This window comes from Sivoneniella epilithica UHCC 1019 (assembly GCF_040830845.1).
Lineage (GTDB): Bacteria > Cyanobacteriota > Cyanobacteriia > Leptolyngbyales > Leptolyngbyaceae > ULC077BIN1.
The window spans coordinates 33,353-46,044 of record NZ_JBFPDP010000030.1; the positions used below are offsets into that span (position 1 = coordinate 33,353).

The window sequence follows — 12,692 nt, forward strand, 5'->3', positions numbered from 1 at the left end:
TTGAATTAGTACGAGGAGAAAGGTGAAGAGCAACTTTTGGGATGAAGTTTACTGAATATTACTTACCCATGTTGCGCTTTAGCTGTTCTAGTTCTTCCTCAGCTTCCCAGCGGTTAAACTGCTGATCCAGGGGATCTTTCCCCCCGCTGCTGTTCATATAGGTCGGGTTTTTGCTCCAGTTTGAGGTATCGCCTGTTCCAACCTGATTGGTGGTGCGGTTGACTTGCGCCTCGGTCACTTTTTTCTGGACTTCTTTGCGGCGCTGCTCAACTTTTTTCTGCAACTCTTGGGTTTGCTGGAAGCGCTCTTTCAACATTTCCAGTTGTCCCCATTTTTGGTTGCCTTGGCGCAATAGGTCAGCTTCCCGCACTTCAGCCGGTTCAGCTAGATCAAGACGACCTTTGGCTTTGGCTTTTTCGATGCGGGCGTGCCAAAGCTGAATTTCTTGGGCGATCGCCAAAATCTCATCCTGCAAGGTCTTTTCTTTTACCTTTAAGTCGGTCATCAGCTTGAGCGTTTCTTCTTCTTGATCCCGCAGCTTTTCTTCTAAAACCATCAGTTCCAAATGGGGATTATCGCGCAAAAATTCTTCCAGCCGCAATTCTAAAAACTGACTGAAATCATCAAACAAACCCATAATCCAGACTCCAAAAGGTAGTTAAGCGGATGATTCAGAAGCTTTGCCCAACAAACACCGATCGCACTTCGCCGTTGCGTCGAATCATTGCCTGCTCTTTGGATACTTCTACCAGCGACCAGCCAGAAGAGCCAATGCTTTCACCAATCCCATAGCGCTGGGTCACGCCATTAATTTCAAACAAGGCAACCGAGCGATCGCCCAACTCTAGCACCCCTGCCAGCCGTCGGGGAGCGCCGGGGGTAATTGGACTCGGTGCTGCCGCTGTTGGCTTACGCGCAGGCGCGCCATATTGCGGAACTGCTGAAGGTGCAGCGTTCGTCGGCAAAGGAGTGACTGAATTCGGTGGCTTAAAGTTTGAGGGGAACTGATAGACCGGGACATAGACTCGTTCTAGCCCGGTGGCAACCCGGCTAGGTGGGATAGCGCCAGGAGTTAGAGCTTTGGGCACAGCGACAGTCGGCATTCCCGGAATCGTTACGCCTGCCGTAGTTGTTGCTGTGGGTGCTGGCATCGTTTGCTGCGATCGCCGATCAATCGATTGCAGCGCTTTTTGGGCATAATCTGAAAACTGATTTTGGGCTGAAGACACTGGGTTTGCAGCTACTTCTGCGGCAGGCACCGATGCCACAACCTGCGGACGACGCGATTCTTGATAAAATAACCATAGCGCCAACGAAACCACGATTGAAACACAGCCAACCGCTAGCAATAGGCGATCGTAGACCCGATTTTGAGGTGCTACAGCAGCATCGCTTGTCGCCATAGTGGACGGCATTTCTGGCACTTTAGAAATTTGCTCATCCGGTTGATTAACCACGAGTGACTTGAGCAGCGTTGCCAAAGCAGAACTTGCTGACGGATCTTCTGCAAGAGCGCTTAAGGAAGGAGGAGAACCCATCTCTGAAGACGGAGCGCTTTCAGGCTCAAATCTTGGCTCAGATGGTAAATCAATTGGCTGCGATCGCGTTAGCGTTGATGGGTCAGTTTGTCGGGATTCTCCATGCAAAAGCTGCTCCACATCTTGGAACAGATCATCCATCAGGCGATCAGCATAGGAATTTGAAGAAAACCCACCCGTCTCTGTAGCTTCCTCTGACTTAGCTTCGGTAACCACATCGGGGGAATTTGGCAAAATTGGATTTGTGCTGGCATCCTGAAACATAGGCTGCTCGTAAAAAATGAATGCTCGACAAAAGTATAGATGAGGAAATCAGTTTGGGAGCGATTTGTCTTTAGATTGAAAGCAAAAACAACATTCTAGCAATGATTTTGATCAACCCCGGCAACTGAAACTATGGCTCAAAAGTTTCAATCTGCAAACCGCATTTGGAAGGATTCAATCTAACAAAGTTGATGCTAAGCGGTTGGGATAGTCTTGAATTGTTACAGACCTAGCAGCAACGGGAGCAAAATGAAGGATTTAGACGCTGAACTGAGCGTTCGCCAATTGGGAGAACAGAGTTTACTCAAACGGCTGCAAGCGTTTTGTCCGGCTGACTTGGTGGGGGATGATGCCGCAGTATTGCTGACTCAGCCAGGAAAATCCTTAGTGGTCACAACGGATGTGTTGGTGGACGGGGTTCACTTTAGCGATCGCACCACCAGTCCAGAAGATGCCGGGTGGAGAGCCGCCGCCGCAAACCTATCTGACTTAGCAGCCATGGGCGCAACTCCAATTGGTATCACCGTGGGTTTAGGATTGCCAGGAGAACGGGCGATCGCCTGGGTAGAACGGCTCTATCAAGGGTTAACCGACTGTTTATCCCGGTACAACACCGTGATTGTGGGGGGCGATGTGGTGCGATCGCCCGTGACCACCGTTGCCATTACTGCCTTTGGGCAAGCTGACCCCAACCGATTGATTCGCCGCGCCGCCGCCCAACCCGGACAAGCGATCGTCGTCACGGGAATGCATGGAGCCTCACGCGCTGGCTTAGAACTGTTGCTCCACCCTGACCAGGCACAGGATCTAACTCCGAGCGATCGCGACACCCTAATTCGCGCCCATCAACACCCCATCCCCCGCCTAGATGTTTTGCCCCTGCTCTTTCCTCCCCCCCTCCCCCCCTCCACTCCTTCCCCTATCGCCGGAATGGACAGCAGTGATGGACTTGCCGATGCCATCTTACAAATTTGTCGCGCCAGTGGCGTGGGTGCCCGTATCGATCGCCACCAAATTCCCATTCCAGCCGCATTACCTCAGTGGGTTGGTGCCAAGCAAGCGATGAAATGGGCGCTGTATGGTGGGGAAGATTTTGAATTAGTGCTATGTTTGCCTACTGATTTAGCGGTGAAATTAGTTGACCAATTAGACCAGAGTGCGATGATTGGAATAACGACCACGCAGCCAGATGTGTGGTTAGTCGATGCGAGTCATACCTATCCTGATGAGCGGTTGAGCTTTGAACAAGGATTTCAGCACTTTCATTAACCCGATCGCCCAGAAATTGCGATCGCCCCGTTTGCTGCGCCGCTTAGGATGGCTGTTGGTGGGGCTAATTGGCGCATGGTTCCTATTGGGCATTGGCTGTCAGTTGGTTGCTGAAAGTCTATGGTTTCAAGAAGTCGGCTATTCCAGCGCGCTCTGGGTGCGACTGGGTACAAAAATAGTTTTAGGGATTGGGGTTACTAGCATCAGTCTGTTTTGGCTGTTAGGCAACCTCTGGCTCGCCCAACGATTCAAACCTCCCAAAAATTGGAAACCTGCGGCTTTAGAACCGCAACCCTCCACCAGTTCAAATCCCTTAGCACAGCGTCAACCAAGCCGTAGTTCGCCGCAAAGAACCCTTGATTCCCCAACCCTTTCCCTTTTGGGGTTGCTGGGGCTGGCGTTGGGGCTGAGTAGCGCGATCGCCGTGCTGGTGTTTCACTATGCCCAAACAGTGGGGACTCTGTGGCAACCAAACACAATCCAAGCAACAGCAGTCCTCCCTGTGCCCGATCGCTTTCAGCTAGCCTCGATTTGGAACCTGAGTAAAACCCTGCTAGCACCGGAGTCTTTGCTTCCCTATGGCAGCCTTGGAGTTTGGATTGCGTTAGTCATCGCCCTGCTGATCGTTCCGCGACTGTTGCTCAACAGCATGGCGATCGCTCTCAGTGTTGGATTTGGATGGGTGCTAGCCGCCCACTGGAGCCGAGTTCTCCTGTTTTTTCATACCAGCCCTTTCCAGCGGACAGAGCCATTATTTGCGAAAGATATTGGGTTCTACATCTTTTCGCTTCCAGTCTGGCAACTGTTAGAGTTTTGGCTAGTGGGCTTAAGTGCCTATAGCTTGCTTGCCGTTAGTTTGGTTTATCTTTTAGCCGGTAATAGTCTGAGTCAAGGGCACTTTCCAGGACTTTCGTTGCAGCAACAGCACCATCTTTGTGGGTTAGGCGGCTGTTTGCTGTGGGTCATGGGTTTGGGATACTGGCTAAGTCGCTATGAGTTACTGTATTCAACCCAGGGAGTTACATTTGGTGCCAGCTATACCGATATTTGGGTGAATTTGCCAGTTTGCCTAGGCATGTCGCTGTTCGCGATCGCGATCGCACTGCTTTTGTTTTGTTACAGCTTGCCCAAAAATCGGTTGTTCTTACCATTGGGTGATTTGTCATTTTCCCTGCTTTTTTCGCTATTCGGCGGCTACTTTCTGCTGGTGCCGCTGACGACCCTGCTGCCAGTGGTTGTGCAAAATGTCATCGTTCAGCCGAACGAACTGACCCGTGAACAGCCTTTTATCAGTCGCAATATTTCCTTAACCCGCGCCGCATTTGGTCTAGAAAATATCCAAGTAGAAACATTTAATCCATCTGGCAAACTAACCTACGCTGATATTGAAAAAAACGAGCCGACCATTCGGAATATTCGCCTTTGGGATACGCGACCCCTGCTGGCAACCAATCGCCAACTTCAGCAAATTCGTCCTTATTATCGCTTTGCGGATGCCGATATCGATCGCTACACCTTATCTAGCCAAACTAAAGAATTTCCCGCCAAACAGCAAGTATTTATCGCCGCACGGGAACTGGATTACACGGCTGTTCCGGCTGAGGCGCAGACTTGGGTAAATGAACATCTGGTTTACACCCACGGCTACGGCTTTACCATGAGTCCAGTGAATGAGGTCGCGCCGGGCGGATTGCCGGACTATTTTGTCAAAGATATTGGCACCAATGCCCAAACATCAACAGGGGCGCTCAATACGACGAATGCTGCCGTTCGGGATACTATTCCAATCGGTCAGCCGCGCATTTATTATGGCGAGATTGCGAATACCTATGTGATGACGGGCGGCACGCTGCAAGAGTTAGATTATCCCAGCGGTAGCGAGAATGTTTACAACACCTATAGTGGCGAGGGCGGCGTGACGATCGCTCCATTTTGGAAGCGCCTTCTGTTTGCCCGATATCTCAACGATTGGCAAATGGTATTGACTCAATATTTCACGCCTCAAACGAAATTGCTGTTTCGCCGTAACATTCTCGACCGGGTGCGGGAGATCGCGCCTTTCTTGCAATACGACCATGATCCCTATATTGTTACTGCCGATATTGGGTGCCAAGGCTTAAACCTAAACTGTCAAAATCAATCCCCGACTTCTATATCTAACCCAGTCGTCACCCCCAATTATTTGTATTGGATACTGGATGCCTACACCACAAGCGACCACTACCCTTACTCCCAACCCAGTCTGCCTCTTGTCCAAGCCGCTAACCCTGCAAATACTGCAAACCAGCCGCCAGTAAACTACATTCGGAATTCCGTCAAAGTAGTGATTGATGCCTATAACGGTTCCGTCAACTTTTATATTGCTGATCCGTCTGAGCCGATGATTCAAAGTTGGGCGGCAATTTTTCCTCACTTGTTTAAGCCACTTAGCGCAATGCCTGCGGCACTTCAAAGCCATCTCCGCTATCCTGCGGATCTGTTTAGTGTGCAGTCTGAACGGCTAATGACCTACCATATGACCGATCCAAAGGTGTTTTATAACCAGGAAGACCTGTGGCAAATTCCTGATGAAATTTATCGCAATGAGACTCAGCCCGTTGATCCATACTTTTTGATTACCAATTTACCAACCACTGATAAGGCAGAAGAGTTTATTTTGCTATTGCCCTATAAACCGCGTCAACGAACCAACCTGACAGCATGGCTAGCAGCGCGATCGGATGGAGCCAATTATGGTAAGCAATTGCTCTATGTGTTTCCCAAGGGAGAATTGGTCTATGGGATTGAGCAAATTGAGGCGCGGATTAATCAAGATCCAGCCATTTCCCAAAAAATCACGCTCTGGAATCGGGAAGGCTCACGAGCATTGCAGGGCAATCTGTTAGTGGTGCCCATAGAGCAGTCATTGCTATACGTGGAGCCGCTCTATTTGGAAGCGGAGAAGAACAGCCTGCCCACTTTAGTTAGCGTAATTGTGGCGTATGGAAACCGGATCGCGATCGCGGATAGTTTTGAAGCCGCTTTAAAGGCAATTTTCCAGCCAGAAAAACCTGTAATCCCGGCGATCGTGCGTCCAGTCGAGTAACACGATCTATCCCGAAAGATACTGGTTAACTGGTTGCTTATTCGTGCGTTTGGCTATTTTTTGGGAACTCTAAATCAGGATTGAGGGTATTTTTTTTACAGTCAACTTCACTAATTCTCTAATCGCATCCGTTTGCTGCGTTTTCCGCATTAGAGGTCTATTAGATGTCCAATTGAGGGTAGTCAAAAGATGCTGATTTATGTTTCAACTAAATAAAGGGATTTATTAAACCACTATGAAAATGCAAACTGAGAAACAACAAGGCTCGTCGGATGCTCCTAACAGCAGCAAAACTGAGTTGAATTTTGAGCAATGGGTGAAACAAGTTCGCCCTCTATTGCTGGCATCTGTTCAAAAGCGCGGGTCGAGATAACTTTGAGAGTTTTCCCTGCGACTTTGACGGCTATTCATCAATAATGGCGCTGCGATCGAGCAATAGCAGATCGCGAAGTTGATCGGTGTTGAGATCCGTCAGCCAGCTTTCCCCTGCCCCAACTACCTGTTCGGCGAGGGCTTTTTTGCTTTCAATAATGGCGTGAATTTTTTCTTCTAGAGTGCCGCTACAGACAAATTTGTGGACTTGGACTTTGCGGGTTTGCCCAATGCGGAAGACGCGATCGGTTGCCTGATTTTCTACAGCCGGGTTCCACCAGCGATCGAAGTGAAACACATGGTTGGCGCGGGTTAGGTTTAAGCCGACACCGCCTGCTTTGAGCGACAAGATGAAAATCCGGGGTGCTTGCGGATCAAGCTGGAAGCGATCGACCATTTCTTCGCGCTGCTTTTTGGAAGTGCCGCCGTACAAAAAGAGGGTTTCCTTGCCAAGCTGTTTTTCCAGATGGGCTTTGAGCAGTTTTCCCCATTCGGCAAACTGGGTGAAAATTAAAGCGCGATCGCCTTCTGCAACAACTTCTTCCAACATTTCTTCCAAGCGTAGGAGTTTGCCAGACCGGGATTGGAAGGAAGGGAGAGCCGAGTTTTGAGGGTTGAGTTTTAAGTTTTGAGTTTTGGTTTCCGGTGAGTCAGCCGATCCGAGTTTTGAGGGTTGATTTTCAGCTTGCTGTTCAACTCCTTCGCCTTCCTGAGCGGTGGCTCCGTTGAGAAATAGGTCGGGGTGATTACAAATTTGCTTTAGCTTGGTAATCAGTGCCAGGATAATGCCTTTGCGCTGGATGCCTTCAGCCGCTTCGATGTCTGCCAGGGATTTATCCACCCAATGTTGATACAAAGAAGCTTGCTCGGAGGACAAGCCGCAGAAGACGGTCATTTCCTGCTTATCGGGCAAATCTTGAATAATCGTGCGATCGCTTTTGAGCCGCCGTAGGATAAAGGGCTGCACCAGCGATCGCAAGGTTTGCAAGGATGCTGTATCGCCGTACCGTTCGATCGGGGCTGCAAATCGGCGCTGAAAGAAGTTTTTGGGTCCCAGGTAGCCGGGATTAAGGAAATCCAAAATTGACCAGAGTTCAGACAGGCGATTTTCGACTGGAGTGCCCGTCATAGCAATGCGAAACTGACCTGATAATTGCCGAACGGCTTGGGATTGCTTTGCCTCTGGATTTTTGATATTTTGGGCTTCATCCAGCACCACGCCCCGCCAGGAAACGGTTTGCAAGTCTTTAATATCTCGATGAACCAGCGCATAGCTAGAAAGCACTAGGTCAATTCCTTGAACCGCTCTAGCAAAATCCCTTCCCTTCGGGCGACCATCGCCATGATGCAGCATCACGTTCAAATTGGGGGCAAACTTTTGAACTTCTCGCTCCCAATTACCAAGAACTGACGTAGGGCAAATCAGCAGAGTGGGCGAGTTTAACAAGTCCTGTTCCTGTAAATGCAGCAGGAAGGCGATCAGTTGAATGGTTTTTCCTAAACCCATATCGTCGGCGAGGCAAGCGCCCAAACTCCACTGCTCCAAAAACGAGAGCCAGCCTACGCCACGCGATTGATAAGGGCGCAACTCGCCTCGGAAGTTTTTGGGTGTGGCAATGTCGGCGATCGCCTGATTTCCACTCAGCGTATTGATCAGATCATCCAGGGCACCGGATGCTTCAAAGCTGACAACAGGCAGCTTTTCAATCATCTGAGTATCGCCAGTGCTAATGCGTAAGGCATCTTCTAGGGAAAGCGCAGGCTGATCTTTGCGGCTAGCGAAAAAGGTTTGGGCGGCGCGAATATCTTGCGATCGCAGTTCGACCCATTCGCCATTGATTTCAACCAGCGGCATATTCAGCGCAACTAGGCGATCGAATTCTTCCTTAGAAATGCTCTGTCCGCCAATCGTTAGTTCCCAGCGAAAGTTCAGCAGACTTTGGAGACCCAGCCGCTGCCCTTGTCTCAGCTTGCCCGTTTCCGCCTGAATTTTTAGCCCCAATCGATTTGCCCAACCGCCCTGGCTGGCAAGACTAGGCGGCACGACCACCCCCACTCCACTATCTTGCAGTCTCCAAGCAGTGCTTTTCAGAAATTCATAAGCCTGCATAGGACTTAAGGCGCAAAACTGAGGACGTGGTGATTGCAAGCTCGGCTCAATTGGGGCATAGAGACGAGAAGCTAAGCCTAAACCCATCAAGAAAATTTCTTGCGGCTGGGCGATCGCGCGTCCTTGCACATTCAACCGCTCCACTGGGTTATTCCAAATCGTGGGCGCATCTACAATAAAATTGGGCGTATCCACCGCCTGTAAGCCATACTCTAACTGCCAGTTGCTTTGTCCATAGCTAGGAGGATAGAGCGACAAGCAAATGCGGAAATTATCTGAGCGGCGATGTTGCAGCGGAGTCGTCCAGGTTTGCAGCGAGGTTTCCAACGCTTCCACAGCGGTTGTTTTGAGTTGAGCCGCAGGGTTGCTGAGCGCCGTTAACCACTCCTGTAGCAGCAGGGCGATCGCTGCCGTTGATAATATCTCTTTTGCGGCAAAGGCTTCTTTTTCAGGCACCGTCAGCCCTGCCTGTTGTGCCGCTTGCCGAATCTGAGCATTCAGCGTAGTTTGCAAAAAATCGAGCAGCAAGACTTGAGGATCGGTGGGAAGGGGGAGGAAAAGTTTTGAGTTTTGTTCGCGAAGCGTCTCCGTAGGAGATATTTTGAGTTTTGAGTTTTGAGTTTGTTCATCCCTGGCTCCTAGATTCTCCTTCCTGTTCCCTATTCCCTGCTCCCTATCCCCTCGCCCTTCATACATCCGACAGGCAGCAGGCATCTGATCGCCAAACTGTATTAATCGCGCTTGATCGATCGCGCTATCGAGCAATGGCTCCCATTGAGCAAAAACTGTAAGATCGCCTTCTCCTTGGGTGCGCTTTTCCAAGCCGGGTAAAAACTTGGCTCGTGCTAGTAAATCTAGGCTCCAGCGGGCAACATGGCTCCAAAAACGCAAATCTCCACTGACGATCGCTTCTTCGACGGGCTGATACCCTAAGGGCAAAGAATTGAGAAACAACAGCGCTTCATCTGTCGATAGACACAATCCTTCAACCTGCCAGGGATGCAGCACTAAGGGGCGATCGCCTGCGGGCACAGCGGACAGTTGCGGCAACAGAACTGCGCTACTGGGAACTGCCAAATCGCCTTCTAACAGTGCAGTCGGTAAGCTAACGGTTTGACTCTGCCAGGTTAGGGGCTGTGGATTATTTTGAGAATGAATGGGCGCGATCGCTTTTCCAGCCGATGGAGGGGATTTAGCAGTTTTACGAGTTCGCTTGGGCGGCTCCAGCGCTGCCGTCACAGCCTCTAAATCTGGCAGGTAAATTCCATGGCTCTGTTGCAAGCTTTTGAGAAAATCCAGCAATTCTAGCCGCGTCATCCCATAAGGGTTGGGTTGAAGCGCTCCAAACTCAGTTGCGTCTTTAGAGTCTTCTTCTTTGGAGTCTTCTAGGGATATCAGTGGGCTGGGAATCACCTTACGCCAAATTTCTCCCCAAATAACCAGGCAACTCGCCTGCCCAGTCATGCCAGTATCTTGAGTTGAGTCGGGTTGCGACAGCCTTAGCCAGCTACCGTGTAAGATTGCCATTCTCGTTTAAAGCCTTCGGTCGCTAATCGCATGAATTCATCGCTATAGAGGCTATTTTATGTCCTGAGTGATGGCAATTACCGGACAAATTTACACTCTAGCGGCGGTGAATGCCCAACACTGCCATTGTATAAGCTGCAAACTGAGGTCTGAAAGATTGCGATCGCCAAAAAATTCTCTCTTTGTCCATCAATGCTAGGATTGCGACAGAGAATAAAAGATGGAAAAGGATACCACGTTACATGGAAGAAATTGAAAAGTCAATATCCTTTGATGGTAGGGATATTCGGCTCAAGATCGGTCTGCTCGCTCCACAGGCAGGCGGTGCAGTTTTAGTTCAGTCGGAAGATACCGCAGTATTAGTTGCTGCCACTCGCGCATCAGGACGAGAAGGAATTGATTTCCTGCCCCTATTGGTTGATTACGAAGAACGTTTATATGCAGCCGGACGCATCCCCGGAGGTTTTTTGCGCCGTGAAGGTCGCCCCCCCGAAAAAGCGACTCTGATCAGCCGGTTGATTGACCGCCCGTTGCGCCCGTTGTTTCCCGGCTGGATGCGGGATGATATCCAAGTCGTTGCCACAACGCTCTCGCTGGATGAACTGGTGCCCCCCGATGTGCTGGCGGTTACAGGTGCATCGCTGGCAGTCTTGCTCGCGCAAATTCCCTTTAATGGTCCGATGGCAGCCGTGCGGGTTGGTTTAGTCGGCGATGACTTTATCATTAACCCTACCTACAAGGAAATTGAAAGCGGCGACCTAGATCTGATTGTGGCTGGATCTCCTGAAGGCATCATCATGGTGGAAGCAGGCGCGAATCAATTGCCCGAACAGGACATGATCGAGGCGATCGATTTTGGCTATGAAGCAGTGCGAGATTTGATTCAGGCACAACGCGACATCCTCAAGGAGTTGGGGATTGAAATCGCCACGGCAGAAACGCCAGAAGTGGATAAAACCTTAGAAGATTTCATCCGCGATCGCGTTACTGTTCCAGTCAAAGAAGTGATCGGACGGTTTGAGAAAGAAAAAAAAGTGCGGGATGCTGCCTTGGATGAAGTGAAAGCTTCCTTAACGGCTGCGATCGCCGAACTACCCGCCGAAGATCCTGTGAAACTGGCTGCGGCTGCCAATGCAAAAGCGGTCGGTAATGTGTTTAAGGATGTAACTAAAGTTTTGATGCGTCGCCAAATCGTGGAAGATGGCGTGCGGATCGATGGTCGCAAACTGGATGAAATCCGTCCGATTTCTTGCCGGGTTGGCGTGTTGCCTGCTCGCGTGCATGGCAGCGCTCTGTTTAACCGGGGGCTAACTCAGGTCATGTCCGTGGTGACTTTGGGCACTCCTGGCGATGCTCAAGAAATGGATGATCTGCATCCGGATGAAAAGAAGCGCTACCTGCACCACTACAACATGCCGCCCTATTCCGTGGGTGAAACTAAACCCATGCGATCGCCCGGGCGTCGCGAAGTAGGTCACGGTGCTTTGGCAGAACGCGCTCTAATTCCCATCTTGCCCAAAAAAGAAGATTTTCCCTATGTGCTACGGGTTGTCTCTGAAGTGCTATCGTCCAACGGCTCCACCTCCATGGGTTCCGTCTGCGGTTCTACCTTGGCGCTGATGGATGCAGGCGTTCCCATCCTCAAACCCGTTAGCGGTGCTGCCATGGGCTTGATTAAAGAAGGCGAGGAAATCCGCATCCTGACTGACATTCAAGGGATTGAAGATTTCTTGGGTGATATGGACTTTAAAGTGGCTGGCACCGATACGGGCATCACCGCGTTGCAGCTTGACATGAAAATTCACGGCTTGCCGATGGATATCATTGCTCAAGCGATCAATCAGGCGAAACCGGCTCGATTGCATATTCTCGACAAGATGATGCAAACCATCAACACGCCCCGCACGGATATGTCGCCGTTTGCGCCGCGCCTACTCACGATTAAGATCGACCCTGAGTTTATCGGCATGATCATTGGTCCTGGCGGTAAAACCATCAAGGGGATTACCGAAGAAACGGGTGCCAAGATCGACATTGAAGATACTGGCATTGTGACGATTTCGGCGATCGATGGTGAAAAAGCAAAGCGTGCCCGTTCCATTATCCAAGGCATGACTCGTAAGCTGAATGCAGGCGATGTCTATGCAGGGAAGGTAACGCGGATTATCCCAATTGGCGCATTTGTGGAGTTTCTTCCCGGCAAGGAAGGCATGGTTCACATTTCTCAACTGGCAGACTATCGAGTGGGCAAGGTGGAAGATGAGGTGAATCTAGGGGATGAGGTGATTGTGAAAGTGAGGGAAATTGATAGCCGTGGGCGAATCAACCTGACTCGCTTAGGCATTCATCCTGATGAAGCAACGGCGGCTCGTGAGGCGGCAACTCAAGCTTAGAACGCTGGGTTAAAGCGCTGAAAGAAGGGGAGCGATCGCTCCCTTTTTTGGTAAAACAACCTTGTTTGCGATCAGAGGTATTGCGCAAAATATGGGTCAAGATGAGGGCGTAGCATCTGGGCAATGCTCTGGGA

7 protein-coding genes are annotated in these 12,692 nt (G+C 50.3%); 4 read left to right on the plus strand and 3 right to left on the minus strand.

What is annotated here, in order from left to right; translation table 11 throughout:
• Positions 1-58 precede the first annotated feature (58 nt).
• Both AB3R30_RS17385 and AB3R30_RS17390 read right to left on the minus strand, forming a co-directional pair.
• Positions 59-637, minus strand: a complete 579-nt coding sequence (locus tag AB3R30_RS17385; RefSeq protein WP_458650474.1) for a TIGR04376 family protein — start codon at positions 635-637, stop codon at positions 59-61.
• A 34-nt stretch (positions 638-671) separates the two neighbouring features.
• The gene (locus AB3R30_RS17390) at positions 672-1,802 is read right to left on the minus strand and encodes a hypothetical protein (protein ID WP_458650475.1); all 1,131 of its coding nucleotides are present in this window, start codon (positions 1,800-1,802) and stop codon (positions 672-674) included.
• 249 nt (positions 1,803-2,051) lie between these two features.
• Here AB3R30_RS17390 and thiL point away from each other — a divergent pair, with 249 nt between their 5' ends.
• The 3 genes from thiL to AB3R30_RS17405 all read left to right on the plus strand — a co-directional run bounded on the left by thiL (position 2,052) and on the right by AB3R30_RS17405 (position 6,529).
• Entirely contained in the window at positions 2,052-3,071 is a 1,020-nt protein-coding gene (gene thiL, locus AB3R30_RS17395) for a thiamine-phosphate kinase (RefSeq protein ID WP_458650476.1), read from the plus strand.
• Positions 3,043-6,156 carry a UPF0182 family protein gene (locus tag AB3R30_RS17400; RefSeq protein ID WP_458650477.1) on the plus strand — a complete coding sequence of 1,038 codons (3,114 nt, stop codon included), beginning with the start codon at positions 3,043-3,045 and terminating at the stop codon, positions 6,154-6,156. Before thiL ends, AB3R30_RS17400 begins: the two co-directional genes overlap by 29 nt.
• A gap of 235 nt (positions 6,157-6,391) precedes the next feature.
• Entirely contained in the window at positions 6,392-6,529 is a 138-nt protein-coding gene (locus AB3R30_RS17405; protein WP_458650478.1) for a hypothetical protein, read from the plus strand.
• Between the two features lie 30 nt (positions 6,530-6,559).
• Here the strand turns inward: AB3R30_RS17405 and AB3R30_RS17410 are convergent, their stop codons facing one another.
• Entirely contained in the window at positions 6,560-10,165 is a 3,606-nt protein-coding gene (locus AB3R30_RS17410; protein ID WP_458650479.1) for a DEAD/DEAH box helicase, read from the minus strand.
• Between the two features lie 242 nt (positions 10,166-10,407).
• Between AB3R30_RS17410 and AB3R30_RS17415 the strand changes: the two genes are divergently transcribed.
• Positions 10,408-12,558, plus strand: a complete 2,151-nt coding sequence (locus AB3R30_RS17415) for a polyribonucleotide nucleotidyltransferase (RefSeq protein ID WP_458650480.1) — start codon at positions 10,408-10,410, stop codon at positions 12,556-12,558.
• Positions 12,559-12,692 lie beyond the last annotated feature (134 nt).